Genomic DNA, 14965 nt, shown 5'->3' with positions numbered 1-14965 from the left:
GCTTTCGCTCAGATATCAGCGCAACCGCCACGCGGCAAGCATCTTTCCGCGACCTATTCTATCAGGTCGAACGTGGCTTCGCTCCGCGCCACGCCATTGATCTGCAAAACAATCCGTGTGGTCCCGGGATACAATCGAAAGGTCGTGGCATCCCCTTTGAACCGATGTCGCTTTTTCAAAACCACCCGCTCCCCTGCCTTTAGCGCCACCTGTTTCAGCTTAAACACCTTGGGCTTGCGCGATCCGTCCGCTTTTACAAACTCCACCGCGTAATCCACCAGCAGCTTTGCCGCATCCCGCGCCACGATCTCTACGTCAAAGGCCAACACATCGCCAATGGCCACATGTTTCGCGCCCAACACGACCGCACCAACCTCAATCGCAGGATCAGGCCCATACCCCAGCAATTCCATCGCGTCAGGATGCCCCTGCTTGATCAACGTGCGCAACGCATGACGCGTGATCCAGTCGAGCTCCTTGGCCCCCTGCTCCCCCTGAACACGCCAGCGCCGCAAAGTTTCAATCACCAGCGCAGGATCCGTCTTGGCAATATCGTTTAAATGGTTCGCCACGGACCGCGTCACATAGCGCGTTTTATCACTGTGCAGTGTGTCCAGAAACGGGATCGCATCGCGCACATCCAACCCAATCTTCATGCCCCAAGGCAATTTTGGCCGTGTGCCTTCACTCACCAAACGACGCACATGGTAATTCTCGTCAAACGCCCACTCCGCCAACTCCGCTCGGGTCTGATCGGGATAGGCATTCAAAAACGGTCGAATGGCATATTCCATCGAAAACCGCTTGGTGATCTCTTTCAACAGGGCCATCGACCGCGTGAAATGCGCGATCCCCTGATTTTGCACAAAGGTCCCAAGCGGGCCGAAAATGAAATCCCCAAAATCATCATCCGTTTTTGTGGGATCGAGCGGCTCTGGCAAAGCCGCCTCAATCACATCCGCCGCCGCATGAAAATCATCAGGCAAATACTGCGCCAACACCCGCGCAATCAAATCCATCCGCGCCTTCAATTCCAGAGGCAGCATCTCGGCCATCACATCGCGCTCAAATCCAGCCGCATCAAACCGCGCATCCGCCGCCCCGAACTGCTGCCCCAAATACGCAACCTTCTCTGCGTTAAACAAAGCATCCTTCAGGCTATACCGTTCTTCTGCCATTCTTTGGTCTCCAAATACTCAAAATCCGACCGCGCCTCACACGCAGTCGGACCCTATAACGCGCCACTGACAAACCGTGTCAGCTTACATCGTGGAATTTACCGCCCCACCGTCGAGCAGGATATTCTGCCCCACAATAAACCCGGCGTGTTGCGAACACAGGAACGCACACGTGGCCCCGAATTCCGCCGCCGTTCCATAGCGCCGCGCTGGGATGGTTTCACACCGCGCCGCTTTGGCTTCATCCATAGAAATCCCTTGCTGTTCGGCCACCCCCGTGTCGAGCGACACCGCCCGATCTGTGGCGTGAATACCGGGTTGTAGGTTGTTGATCGTCACCCCACTTGGCGCAACCTGCCGCGCGGTCCCCGCCACATAGCCTGTCAAACCAGCACGGGCCGAATTCGAAAGCCCCAACACAGGAATCGGCGATTTCACAGATTGCGAGGTGATGTTGACCACGCGCCCCCATCCCTGATCCATCATGGCGGGCAAACAGGCTTTCATCATGGCAATGGGCGTTAACATATTGGCATCCAGCGCCTTGATGAAATCCTCCCGATCCCAGTCAGACCACATGCCAGGGGGCGGCCCACCAGCGTTATTCACCAAAATATCAACGCGGCCAGCAGCCTCCAAAACCGCCTTTTGCCCCGCCTCTGTCGTAATGTCCGCCGCCACAGCGGTGACATCAACACCATGGGCACGCAACTGATCCGCCGCATCGTTCAACGGTCCCTCGGATCGCGCGTTGATCACCAAATTCACGCCCGCCTGCGCCAAGGCGTCGGCACAGCCAAAGCCCAAACCCTTGGACCCTGCGCAAACAATCGCCGTTTTGCCTTTAATTCCTAAATCCATTCTCGAATCTCCTCATCCGCTGTTTCCAACACCCTAGGAACACACTAAGTCTGGGGCAATGCTCCAGTATCGCTTTCAAAGAACACGCCCCAGATGATCCTTCGCTCTCTCGTTTTGCCTGCTGTCCTGATTTTTCTGGCCGCCTGTACCGAAAACACCACCCCTGTGGAAGAAAAGCGCCCGTCCTCGACCGACGCAAAAACCACGCCATCCGTGCAACTGTCCCGTTCATCCAAAGATGGCAAAGCCTCTTTTGATCGGGTCAGCAAACGCCTCTTGCCTGTGGCCCGTCAGGCCTGCCGCGCTGAATTCAAATCCAACGCCACGGCCAAATGCAGGTTTCGCCTAATTGTGCGCAATGAACCGGGCACCCCGCCGGACGCCAAATTCACCCGCTCCGCTGCGGGCCGCCCAATCATTGTATTCAACTCCGCCATGTTGCAATTTCTGCGCGATGACAACGAAATGGCCATGGTTTTGGGGCACGAAATGGCCCACCAGATCGGCAATCACATTGAACGGGGCCAACGGGAAATCTTGCGCAGCGCCATCCAAAGCGCCAAAGCCGCAAAAAAAGCAGGCGGCGATGTTCAAAAAGCGGCCGTCACAGCCGCAGAAAACGCGCTGATTTCGTTTTCGCGTAAATTCGAACTGGAGGCAGACAAAGCAGGCACAATCCTGATGATGCAAGCGGGCTACACGCCTGACAAAGCAATCAACTTGCTGGACCGCCTGCCCTCAAGCAACAGCCGCTTTCGCCGCCATCCGCTCCATCCGCAGCGCAAACAAGCAGTGCGTGCAGTTGCTAAACAATTCCGCGCCGCACAGGCCCGTGGCAAAACCCTCGCACTCGCGTTTTAAGGCGCCAACCTGCCCTGCATTCCGTCTTCGAACACGTTGCAAAACACAGGCAAAGCCACTGATAAACCAACAGTTAACCCAGACGCGTTGTCTAAGACGCGTGCTGTTAGACGCGTCTTATATGACGCGTCATGGTTTAGGTTTTGTTAAGGAATTCGCAAACGCATCATAATCCCCTCAAAATAATCATGAATTCCCTCAGGAATTGACGGGGGCAAAGCTTCTAAATCATTTGACTCCCCCGCCCTAGCTGCCCAAACTCCTTGGCAAAACAAATCCCAAGGGGGGACCACCTATGCCTGATGGCCAGCCACTCGTCTCGTTCGAAAACCTGCGCGTTGAATTTCAAACAAATGCAGGTGTTGTCGTGGGCGTCGAAGACGTTTCTTTCCATATCAACGCAGGCGAAACCGTTTGTGTGGTGGGCGAATCTGGTTCAGGGAAATCGGTGTCCTCGCTTTCCCTCATGCGTCTGGTGGAATTTGGCGGCGGTAAAATCGCCTCGGGCGAGTTGAATTTCGCAGACTCAGACGGCAACGTCCAAAATCTGGCCGAGGCCGAAGACAGCCTCATGCGCACCATCCGCGGCAACCAAATCGGTATGATCTTTCAGGAACCGATGACCTCTCTCAACCCCGTGTTCACCGTGGGCCGTCAATTGACCGAAGGGTTGCGCGTTCACAAAAACCTCAACAAACAAGACGCCGAAGACCGCGCGCTTGAACTGTTGCGCCGCGTGCGCATCCCAGAACCTGAACGCCGCCTGACGCAATACCCCCACGAACTTTCTGGCGGGATGCGCCAGCGCGTGATGATCGCCATGGCCTTGGCTTGCGAACCGCGCCTGTTGATCGCCGATGAACCCACAACCGCCCTTGATGTGACCATTCAGGCCGAAATCCTCTCGCTGATTAACCGCCTGAAAAAAGAAACAGGCACCGCCGTAATGTTCATCACCCACGACATGGCGGTCGTGGCACAAATGGCAGATCGCGTGGTTGTGATGTACCGTGGCAACCTCGTCGAAGAAGGCCCAGTCACCGAAATCTTTGAAAACCCGAAACAGGATTACACGCGCGCCCTTTTGGCCGCTGTGCCCAAACTCGGTGAAATGACTGGCAAAGAGTACCCCGAACCCATGGCCATCATGGGCGAAGAAGCCACCAGCAATCCGCAACCGATTGTACCTGGCATTGAAACCCTGCTCGAGGTGAAAAACCTCATCACCCGCTACCCCGTCAAAGGCGGCATGATGCGGCGCACCGTGGCCAATGTACACGCCGTCGAAGACGTTTCCTTTTCGATCAAACGCGGGGAAACCCTCTCGCTTGTGGGGGAGTCAGGCTGCGGCAAATCATCCGCGGGCCGCTCCGTTTTGCGCCTCGAAGAACCAAACTCTGGTCAAGTCATCATTAACGGCGTCGATGTCCTTGGCATGTCGAAAAAAGACCTGCACGAAGCCCGCCGCAACATGCAGATGATCTTCCAAGACCCGTTTGCCTCGCTCAATCCAACCCGCAAGGTAGTGGATCAAGTGATCGAACCCATGATCAATTACGGCATTGGCAAAGGCTCTGAAATGCGCGACCGCGCCAAAGAACTGTTCCGCCGCTGCGGCCTGCCCGACACCTTCCTTGATCGCTATCCACACGAATTTTCGGGGGGTCAGCGACAGCGCGTGGCCATCGCACGTGCCCTTGCCCTCAACCCTAAACTCATCGTCGCAGACGAGGCCGTTTCGGCGCTAGACGTGTCCGTTCAAGCGCAAGTGCTGAACCTTATGATGGAACTGCAATCCGAACTTGAACTCAGCTATCTGTTCATCTCGCATGACATGGCCGTGGTTGAACGGGTCTCCCACCAAGTGGCGGTCATGTACCTCGGTCGGATCGTTGAAATTGGCCCACGGGCGGCGATCTTTGAAAACCCACAACACGAATACACGCGCACGCTGCTCTCTGCCGTGCCTCGCCCTGATCCGCGCAACAAACAGATCGACAAAGAGCTGAACTTCAAACCGATCCCCAGCCCGATCCACCCGATCACGTATAACCCAGGGCCTTCGCGCTACCGCGAGGTGTCACCAGGACACCGGGTGCTCGAACCTTTCGAATAATCACGCGTCACACACGCGCGTCCAAAGACCACACAACAGAATGCACCCAACGTAGGGTGCATTTTTGTGTCGACCCGTCGACACCCACCAAAAACGAAAAACAATGTCCAAAGCCCGAAAGCGAAGCGACAGAGGCGCCGGCCGATTTTACCAATTACGCAACTCACATACTACGGGCCAGCGCCCCCCCTACTACGTCGCCATAGAAGGTACCCTTGTCTGAAATCAAATCCGTTTCAAAACAACGCGGTTTTCGTGAATGGTATGGCCAGTTTCGTGAACTGCATGTCGCTTTTTGACAAAAAAACAACACCAACTACCCTTGGTGGAGTTGATAAAAACCTTAGGTTATTTTCCAAAAAGCGCCACACGCTCTATTTACCAAACAGGATTTTTCTGCCACTACGGCCACCCAGTAACTTTTGTGTATTTTTCTCAATTACTGACCGACGCCGCGATGACCCAAGAACCCACATCTTCAGAACTCTCGTTCTGGCCAAAGTTTTGGACCGCTTACAAAGCGCGCATCTTGCATCCAATCAATTTGATTGTCTGTACCTTCGGTTCCATCATCGTCGCCTCCATCGGTCCATTCAACACCTACGACGCTTATGCCATCGGCTTCCGCCTCGCATTTTGGGGTTGGATCGTTTTCTCTTCCAGCATCTCATCCATCTTCTTTGGCGTTTTGGCGCAGGTCTGGTTCGAAGAAAAACCTTTCTGGTATCAAAGCTCGGTTGGTGCCGCCATCTTCGCACCAACCTATTTCCTGATCGTTTGGTTCACCATTACAGGCCTGTTTCCACAAAGCGAACTGCCCCACCCGCTGGTCATCTTCACAATCATCGTTTCCATCAGCGCCATCATCTATGTCATCATGTGGAGCACGAGCGTTCTTGTTGAATCCAAAATAAAAGAACACCTCACAAAGAACCCCATAAAAGACGACCAAACACAAACCGTTCCGTCAGAACCGATTCAATCGGCCAGCCCAACCACCAGCTCTCATTCTAAGAAGTCTGCCGAAGATTGCCCCTTCATGGCAAACCTTGGGCCCAACGCGGGCAAACGTCTCATCCGCCTCGCAATGTCGGACCACTATATCGAGGCCCATACAGAAACAGGCATGCATCTGTTGCACATGCGCTTTTCTGATGCGGTCAACATGCTCGACACTGAACACGGTGCGCAGGTCCATCGCTCCCATTGGGTTCGCTTCGACGAAATCGCCAAAGTCAAAACAGAAAACCAAAAAACCGTTTTGGTCATGGCCGATGGATTTAACGTTCCAGTTTCACGCAGCCGCAAGAAAAATCTGAAAGAGCGCGGCGTGATTTAACGCTTACCCTTTGGCACCGCCATGGACCGCGCGCACCATGCGCAAACTCTCGGTCAACTCTTGTTCCATGGCGTTCAAATCCGCCTCAGAAACCCCTTTAATCTTCCTCGCACGCACCTCTTTAATCTTTTCTTTCAACAGCCGTTCCAACAGGCTGTGTTCTTTTGGGGCAATCGCCTCTGCGTCCCAATGCGCTTTGATCTGCCCTGACAACAAAGCCTGCCAATAAACCCGCAAAATGGAATTGATCCGCGCCTGATATCCACGTCCAAGTTTGCGAAACCACTTAATCATATCTTCATCCAGCGACAGAGTGACCTTCACCTTGTTTGGGCGCATCGGATGCAACTGTGGAATCTCATTCCAAATTTCGGGTAAGGATCCCGTCATCCAGTCATCGTAAAAACTTTCCTGCAACGTTTTCAGTTCCGCAACCAAATCAGCCCGCGCGGTTTCTTGTGCTTTCGTAACCATGATGACCTCAAAGTGTTAATTCAAAGCAAACACCCTAAGCAACAAAGGTTAACCGCAGAAAAAAACACCGCACCCATACCTACGGGACCCCTGTTTCTGGGTGGTTTGCTTTTCGCAATTTCTTGCCCTTCCCCCAAACCTTAACTATACGCACGCACATGTTAGACACCGTTTCAAATCAACCCGTGTTGCCGCCGGAAATTGACCGTCGCCGCACCTTCGCGATTATCTCTCACCCAGACGCGGGTAAAACCACGCTGACCGAAAAATTCCTCCTCTACGGGGGGGCCATTCAAATGGCGGGTCAGGTGCGTGCCAAAGGCGAAGCACGGCGCACACGCTCCGACTTTATGCAGATGGAAAAAGACCGCGGCATCTCTGTCTCTGCCTCCGCAATGTCGTTTGAATTCAAAAACTTCTGGTTCAACCTTGTGGACACACCTGGCCACTCGGACTTTTCCGAAGACACCTATCGCACCCTCACCGCTGTGGACGCCGCCATCATGGTCATCGACGGCGCAAAGGGCGTTGAATCCCAAACCCAAAAACTGTTTGAGGTCTGCCGCCTGCGCGACATGCCGATCCTGACCTTTTGTAACAAAATGGACCGCGAGAGCCGCGACACGTTTGAAATCATTGACGAAATTCAAGAAAACCTCGCCATTGACGTAACGCCCGCCAGTTGGCCCATTGGCGTGGGCAAAGAATTCATGGGCTGTTACGACATGCTCAATGATCGCCTTGAGCTGATGGATCGCGGGGATCGCAACGTGGTTGCCGAATCCATTGAAATCAATGGCCTAGACGACCCGAAACTGGCGCAGCATGTTCCAGAACACCTTTTGGAAAAGTTCTTGGAAGAACTGGAAATGGCCCGCGAATTGCTGCCTGAACTGGATCACCAAGCCTTCCTCGATGGCACGATGACCCCCATTTGGTTCGGCTCCGCCATCAACTCTTTTGGTGTTCAGGAACTGATGGACGGCATCGGCACTTACGGCCCAAAACCACAGGTCCGCCCTGCTGGGGATCGCCAAGTTTCTCCAGATGAGAAAAAGGTTTCTGGCTTTGTTTTCAAGGTCCAAGCCAACATGGATCCAAAGCACCGCGACCGCATTGCATTCGTGCGTTTGTGTTCTGGCCACTTTAAACGCGGCATGAAACTGACCCACGTGCGCACCAAAAAACCGATGGCCATTGCATCCCCAATGCTGTTCCTCGCCTCGGATCGGGAACTGGCTGAGGAAGCTTGGGCGGGCGATATCATCGGCATTCCAAACCATGGGCAGTTGCGGATTGGAGATGCGCTCACGGAAGGGGAATCTTTACGTTTTGCTGGTATCCCCTCTTTTGCGCCTGAATTGTTGCAATCCGTGCGTGCCACCGACCCGATGAAAGCCAAGCATCTGGATAAGGCGCTCACACAGTTTGCCGAAGAAGGGGCCGCAAAACTGTTTAAACCGATGATCGGTGCAGGCTGGATCGTCGGCGTCGTCGGCGCGTTGCAGTTTGAGGTTCTGGCCTCACGCATTGAACTAGAATATGGCATCCCCGTGCGGTTTGAACCCACACAGTTCACCTCCGCGCGCTGGCTGTCTGGCCCAAAAGACAAGGTAGACGCCTTTGTTAACACCAACAAAGGCCACATGGCCGCCGATCACGATGGCTACCCCGTCTATATGACGCGGCTACAATGGGATATCGACCGTGTGGAACGGGATTTCCCCGAATTGTCGCTGGACGCCACTCGAGATGTTCAGCTTTAGGTTTTATTAACCTTTGCGCGGACGCCCTGCGGCTCAGATTGTTTCTAAATTGGACACAATCGCAGGAAATCCGCGCATTGGCCTTATTTTTAAGGCCAGTTGATTGACACCCCAGCAGAAATCGCTATGTCAAAGCTCAGATGAAAGAGCCCAATACGGGGCTCCGGCCGCCTTTACCTTGCGGCACCTTTTAACGCCGTAACAAACAGGCTCGAATGACAAAATTTACTGATCTGGACTTGGACGCCAAAGTTCTCAAGGCCATTAGCGAAGCTGGGTACGAAAGCCCAACTCCTATCCAAGCAGCTGCAATCCCGCACGCCCTGAACGGTCGTGATGTTCTTGGTATCGCACAAACAGGCACTGGCAAAACTGCCAGCTTTACACTGCCAATGATCACCAAACTGGCCAAGGGTCGCGCCCGCGCCCGCATGCCACGTTCTTTGGTGCTTTGCCCAACCCGTGAACTTGCCGCGCAAGTTGCTGAAAACTTTGAGATTTATGCAAAGCACTTGAAACTCACGATGGCCCTGTTGATCGGCGGCGTCAGCTTCAAGGAACAGGACAAACTGATCGACCGTGGTGTTGACGTTTTGATCGCAACTCCTGGCCGTTTGCTCGACCATTTCGAACGTGGCAAACTTATGCTGACAGGCGTTCAAATCATGGTGGTTGACGAGGCAGACCGCATGCTCGACATGGGGTTCATCCCCGATATCGAACGCATCTTCAAACTCACGCCATTCACACGCCAAACGCTGTTCTTTTCGGCCACCATGGCCCCAGAAATCACCCGCATCACACAGGAATTTCTGCAAAATCCAGAACGCGTCGAAGTGGCGCGACAGGCCACAACATCTGAAAACATCACACAGAAAGTCTGCATGTTTAAAGCGTCGCATCGCAGCAAAGAGGGCAAAGAAAAACGCGCCCTCCTGCGCGATATCCTGAAGATGGAAGGCGACACGCTCAGCAACGGTATCATTTTTTGCAACCGAAAATCCGAAGTCGATATTGTCGCGAAATCCCTTAAAAAACATGGGTTTGATGCTGGCGCTATTCATGGAGACTTGGATCAAGCTTTGCGCACAAAAACCCTCGACGGGTTCCGCGCTGGGGATTTGAAAATCCTCGTGGCATCCGATGTGGCCGCCCGTGGATTAGACGTGCCAGCAGTCAGTCACGTGGTCAACTTTGATGTGCCAATCCACGCCGAAGACTACGTTCACCGTATTGGTCGTACGGGTCGTGCGGGCCGTGATGGTAAGGCGATCACTTTGGTGCTGCCGTTTGAACAAAAACACCTCGATAAAATCGAAGAATTGGTCAAGAAACAGATCGACCGCATGGATCCCCCGAACGGCCCCGCCGCAGGACCATCAGACGCGGCCGACACCAAAGAAGACAAGCCAAAGCGCGAACGTACGCCGCGCAAACCGCGCGAGCCAAAGGCCGAGCAACCTGCCAAAGAGCCACAGGAAAAACGCGAACCGTCAAACAAAGGAAATCAACGTGGGTCCAACCGTTCAGACGGTCGCAATAAAGTGGTTGGAATGGGCGATCACGTCCCCGCATTCATGATGCGCTCGTTTGAAATCAAACGCGCCACACGTCGCAAAAAAGACGAAGCAGACGCGCAAAATACGCAAACAGACTTGGAAGAAAACGCGGAAACGCCAGCATCTGACGAGTCCGCGACCTAAGCCTACGCTGTTAATCTACAAGCCGGTTGATCAAAACTTTGACAACCGGCTTTTTGCCGATCAAATCCTTACACACCCGCGACACAGTGCGCGTCACAAGGCGCTCTACCTCGTCATCGCTCATCAGCGTGGCTTTTTTCGCAGTGACCAATTCTTCGTCAATGCTGCGTTCCAAGGCTTCTTGCAATGCTGGTTCCATTGCGCCCGTGTCAGGCAGGCCCAACACTTCGGCCCAGCTTTCACCGATTAAGGCGTTGTCTTCAAACAACAAACTAACAACAACAGCCCCACGCAGTGCCATGCGCATCCGTTCCAAAACAACCCCGTCATAGGCCCCAATCAAACGGGAGCCATCAAGGTAAATGCGGCCCGTTTCAATGTGGCTTTCAATGTCAGGCGTGTCCCCTGACAGGTTCACAATCGCCCCGTTTGACGCGATGACAGAAGGAATATTCCGTTCTGCTGCAAGATCAGCATGGGCCCGCAAATGGCGGTGTTCGCCGTGCATTGGGATTAGCATTTTCGGTTTAAAAATGCCGTGGATTTCTTCCAGATCAGGGCGGTTGGCGTGGCCTGACACATGATAATGCCCTGCGGATTCATCCACCACATTCACACCCATTTCGCTGTAGGCATTGATGATACGACCAACACCCACTTCGTTTCCAGGAATGGTTTTGCTGGAAAACAGAAAGGTATCCCCTTCGCGCATGGTCATGCCCAGATACTTGCCATTGGCCAACTGCGCCGATGCCGCACGGCGTTCGCCTTGGCTGCCAGTCACCAAAAGCATCAGATTTTCACGCGGAATGTCATGAGCGTCCTCAACATCCACAATAGGGGGAAAATCGTCGATCAAGCCTGCAAAATTGGCGTAGCCCAGCATCTTTTTCATGGATCGGCCCAGCACCACCACAGATCGTCCAGAATCCACCGCCGCCTGTGCCAGCGTTTTCAACCGCGCAACATTGGATGCAAAAGTTGTGGCCACGACCATGCCCGAGGCGTCTTTCATCATGTTCGCGATATGCGGACGCAAACCAGATTCCGATTTACCCGCGTGTTTGGAAAACACATTTGTGCTGTCACACACCAACGCCTGAACGCCATCTTTGGCAATTTCACGGTAAAGTGCGGGGTTATACGCTTCCCCCACGATCGGATCAGGATCAAGTTTAAAATCGCCCGTGTGAACCACGCGTCCTGCGGGGCTGTCGATCACCAAACCCGATGCTTCGGGAATGGAGTGGGAAACAGGCATAAAGCCGACTTTAAAATCACCGAGCGTGACCTGCTCGGGCCAGGCTTCCATAACTTCGATACGGTCAATGTCTTGGCCGTGATCTTCCATCTTGGCCCGCGCCACCGCACCTGTAAATTTGCGCGTAAAAATGGGCGCAGCCAGACGGCTGTACAAATGCCCAAGCGCGCCGATGTGATCTTCGTGCGCATGGGTGATGAATATCCCATCAAGCCGATCCGCGCGCGCTTCGATAAAGGCGGCGTCAGGCATGATCAAATCCACACCTGGCGTTCCGTCCATGGATGGAAACGTCACGCCCACATCCACCAAAATGAACCGTTCTTTGTCTGGCGCACCATACCCATAGAGGTACATGTTCATCCCGATTTCGCCCGCGCCACCCAGTGGGAGGAAAATCAACCGTTTGGAATTGCTCATTTATTCGCCTTTGTTTTTTTCAGCAATCAGGACAAGCCCGTGCAGTGTTAGATCGCCATCAATAGTGTCAAATAGGGTTGTTCCACGTTCAAAAAGCCCCGCAAGCCCCCCAGTCCCGATCACCTTCATCGGGCGCGGATGTTCTTCGCGGATCTTTTTACAGACCCCTTCGATCAGGCCGATATAGCCCCAAAATACCCCTGCCTGCATACACACCAACGTGTTGGTGCCAATCACATTATCTGGCATGGACACATCAATATGAGGCAGTGCGGCAGCGGCCTCGTGAAGGGCTTTGATCGACAAGTTCACCCCGGGTGAAATGACGCCGCCGATATAAGCTCCGTCTTGATCGACCACATCAAACGTTGTGGCCGTGCCAAAATCCACAACGATCAAATCACCGCCATACCGATCATAAGCACCAACCGTATTTACCAGCCGATCCGCGCCCACCAACGTGCCTTCATCAACACGTACTGGCACACCCAGCTCAGTTTCTGGTTTGCCCACCACAACAGGACGGCAATCGAAATATTTGTCGCTTAACACCCGCAAATTAAACACCACTTGGGGTACAACAGATGAAATCACCACGCGGTCGATTTCACTTGGAATATTATTCAGCTGCATCAAGTTGCGCAGCCACACATAATACTGATCTGCAGTGCGCGCATGTTCAGTCGCGCAGCGCCATTCGGCCAAAAAGGATTGCCCATCATAAATGGCAAAAACGGTGTTTGTATTTCCAACGTCGATGGCAAGAAGCATAAAACGGCGGCCCTTAGAATGAAATGTCTGCAGCGGTGATCACGTGCAGACCATCTGGCGCTTGTAGTCTAAGTGCGCCTGTTTCGTCCACAGTCTTAAACGTGCCCGTGATACTCCTATCCCCCATCCGCGCAGTGATCGTTTTGCCGATATTCGCCGCATGGGCCAGCCACGCGGTGCGAATAGGGCCAAAGCCATAGGTGGCGAGTTGGTGTTCCCAATGGTCAAATCGCACTGCCAATGTATCGAGAACCGTTTCAGGGGACACTTTTACCCCAAGGCTTTGCGCCAAAGATTGCGGGCCGATTGCGCGCTCTTCCAGCTTGGATGGGGACGGCATGTTGGCGAGGTTCACGCCAATCCCAATGATCAGAGCGGGATGCCCCTGCCCATCGTTGAGCGTTTCCAGCAGGATACCCGCCAGTTTGCCACCGCGCAGCAGCACATCGTTTGGCCACTTCAACGTGAACACTTCTTCGCGTCCTGTAAGCGCAACCAGTGTATCATAGAGCGCAAGGGCCGCCACAAAGCTGCGCAGCGCCAGTTGATCGGGTGTCGTGTTGGGGCGGATCAGCAAAGAGGCCGCAAAGTTGCCCTTTTGGCTATCCCACGCCCTGCCCCGCCGCCCTGTTCCTGCGGTCTGTTCATGTGCCAAGAACCAAGCAGCCCCCGCAATTGCAGGGGCTTGCCGTCTGGCCTCGGCCATGGTGCTGTCGATGGTGTCAAAGACGAACCGTTGTGTGCCCAAGGGCCAATCTTGCATTATTGCAGCAAGGACGCAGCAGCCGCAGCTGCATATCCTTCAAGTCCGAACAGGTTGATGATCCCAAGCAGCATTAACGCCGCTGATCCCATCAGGGTTACGTAGTGCAGGCTCGGCATACGACCATCGATGCCTTCTGCGTCTTCACCAAACCAAATGTAATAGATCACACGCAAGTAGTAGAACGCGCCAATCACAGAGGCGATCACACCAGCAATGGCAAGCCATGCCATGCCTGCCTCAACCGCGGCCTGCAACACGAACAACTTGCCCACAAACCCCACCAGCGGCGGGATACCTGCAAGGGAGAACAACAACGCCGTCAACGCCGCCGCTTTGCCAAGAGACTGCTTAGAGTACATGCCAAGACTGCGAATGTCAGTCACCGCACGGCCATCTTTTTCCATGTTCAGAATGAACGCAAATGTACCGATATTCATTACCACATAGATGGCCATATAGATCAGTAGCGCTTTGACGCCTTCTTCCGTACCAGCGGCCAAACCCATAAGGGCAAACCCCATATGGGCAATCGAAGAGTAGGCCATCAAACGTTTGATGTTGGTTTGGCCAATGGCCGCAACGGCACCCAAGAACATGGACACCAGCGACAGGAAAGCCACGATCTGGGTCCAATCCCCTTGTGCGCCGCCAAAGGCATCAAACATCACGCGGGCGAACAGGCCAGCTGCCGCAACCTTTGGCGCAGTGGCAAAAAACGCCGTTACAGGTGTTGGGGACCCTTCGTATACATCTGGGGTCCACATGTGGAATGGCGCAGCAGAGATTTTGAACGCCATCCCAACACACAAGAACACCAGACCAAAGATCATGCCGAGTTCTAGCCCGTCAGATTTGATGGTAGACGCGATGCCCGCAAAGTTGGTCGTTCCTGTGTAACCATACACAAAGGACGCACCATAAAGCAGCATACCAGAGGACAGCGCCCCAAGAACAAAGTACTTCAGGCCCGCTTCGGTGGATTTCAGGCTGTCACGGCGGAAGGCCGCAATGACGTAAAGCGAAAGGGATTGCAGTTCCAACCCCATGTAAAGCGCCATCAAGTCCCCTGCGGATACCATCATCATCATACCAATCGTCGCCAGCGCGATCAGGATTGGGTATTCAAATTTGAACATGTCGTTGCGGCGCAGGTAATCTTGGCTCAGCAAAAGCATAATCGCGCTGGCCCAAAGCATCAGAACTTTGGCAAAGCGGGAAAATCCATCATCCACAAACGCACCGTTAAACGCGGTGCGGTTTTCCATTGGTGAAAACGCGATCCACAGGCCAAGAGCGATCATCACCCCTGCCGTGGCCCATGTGACCACAGGCGCTGTGTCGTCTTTTTTGGTATAGACGGCGAACATTAGGGCCGCCATGGAAAACACCGCGAGGATAACCTCTGGCAGAACGATATTAAGGTCGCTGGAAATCATGTCTTCCCGCTCC

General features: G+C 53.9%; 12 protein-coding genes. 5 read left to right on the top strand and 7 right to left on the bottom strand.

The features are described 5' to 3' along the window. Positions 1–53: 53 nt before the first annotated feature. Entirely contained in the window at positions 54–1178 is a 1125-nt protein-coding gene (locus QBD29_RS08320; protein ID WP_280100837.1) for a DNA alkylation repair protein, read from the bottom strand. Positions 1179–1262: 84 nt separating this feature from the next. Further along, entirely contained in the window at positions 1263–2039 is a 777-nt protein-coding gene (locus QBD29_RS08315; protein WP_280100836.1) for an SDR family oxidoreductase, read from the bottom strand. A 93-nt stretch (positions 2040–2132) separates the two neighbouring features. On the opposite strand from QBD29_RS08315, the gene QBD29_RS08310 reads away from it, so the two are divergent. From QBD29_RS08310 to QBD29_RS08300, 3 genes are all read left to right on the top strand, one after another. Further along, positions 2133–2900, top strand: a complete 768-nt coding sequence (locus tag QBD29_RS08310) for a M48 family metallopeptidase (RefSeq protein ID WP_280100835.1) — start codon at positions 2133–2135, stop codon at positions 2898–2900. A gap of 295 nt (positions 2901–3195) precedes the next feature. Continuing rightward, positions 3196–5016 (top strand): ABC transporter ATP-binding protein, encoded by a 1821-nt coding sequence (locus QBD29_RS08305; RefSeq protein ID WP_280100834.1) that lies wholly within the window; start codon positions 3196–3198, stop codon positions 5014–5016. Between the two features lie 457 nt (positions 5017–5473). Further along, complete coding sequence (locus QBD29_RS08300) at positions 5474–6355, top strand: LytTR family DNA-binding domain-containing protein (RefSeq protein WP_280100833.1); 882 nt, start codon at positions 5474–5476, stop codon at positions 6353–6355. A gap of 3 nt (positions 6356–6358) precedes the next feature. Here QBD29_RS08300 and QBD29_RS08295 read toward each other — a convergent pair whose 3' ends face one another. After that, the gene (locus tag QBD29_RS08295) at positions 6359–6829 is read right to left on the bottom strand and encodes a BrnA antitoxin family protein (RefSeq protein WP_280100832.1); all 471 of its coding nucleotides are present in this window, start codon (positions 6827–6829) and stop codon (positions 6359–6361) included. A gap of 158 nt (positions 6830–6987) precedes the next feature. Between QBD29_RS08295 and QBD29_RS08290 the strand changes: the two genes are divergently transcribed. Together QBD29_RS08290 and QBD29_RS08285 are read left to right on the top strand one after the other, a co-directional pair. After that, entirely contained in the window at positions 6988–8595 is a 1608-nt protein-coding gene (locus QBD29_RS08290; protein WP_280100831.1) for a peptide chain release factor 3, read from the top strand. Between the two features lie 215 nt (positions 8596–8810). Beyond that, positions 8811–10298: a DEAD/DEAH box helicase gene (locus QBD29_RS08285; RefSeq protein WP_280100830.1), complete on the top strand. Its 1488-nt coding sequence runs from the start codon at positions 8811–8813 to the stop codon at positions 10296–10298. Between the two features lie 10 nt (positions 10299–10308). Here QBD29_RS08285 and QBD29_RS08280 read toward each other — a convergent pair whose 3' ends face one another. Genes QBD29_RS08280 through nuoN form a run of 4 tightly spaced genes read right to left on the bottom strand, consistent with a single transcriptional unit; the run spans position 10309 to position 14952 of the window. After that, positions 10309–11979 (bottom strand): ribonuclease J, encoded by a 1671-nt coding sequence (locus QBD29_RS08280; RefSeq protein WP_280100829.1) that lies wholly within the window; start codon positions 11977–11979, stop codon positions 10309–10311. After that, positions 11980–12750, bottom strand: coding sequence for a type III pantothenate kinase (locus QBD29_RS08275; RefSeq protein WP_280100828.1), 771 nt, complete (start codon positions 12748–12750; stop codon positions 11980–11982). It lies immediately after the preceding gene. Between the two features lie 13 nt (positions 12751–12763). Next, complete coding sequence (locus QBD29_RS08270; RefSeq protein ID WP_280100827.1) at positions 12764–13513, bottom strand: biotin--[acetyl-CoA-carboxylase] ligase; 750 nt, start codon at positions 13511–13513, stop codon at positions 12764–12766. Next, positions 13513–14952 carry an NADH-quinone oxidoreductase subunit NuoN gene (gene nuoN, locus QBD29_RS08265; protein ID WP_280100826.1) on the bottom strand — a complete coding sequence of 480 codons (1440 nt, stop codon included), beginning with the start codon at positions 14950–14952 and terminating at the stop codon, positions 13513–13515. Before nuoN ends, QBD29_RS08270 begins: the two co-directional genes overlap by 1 nt. Positions 14953–14965: the final 13 nt, after the last annotated feature.

This window comes from Amylibacter sp. IMCC11727, assembly GCF_029854195.1.
Taxonomy (GTDB): domain Bacteria; phylum Pseudomonadota; class Alphaproteobacteria; order Rhodobacterales; family Rhodobacteraceae; genus Amylibacter.
This window is presented reverse-complemented; position numbering and strand designations above follow the sequence as displayed.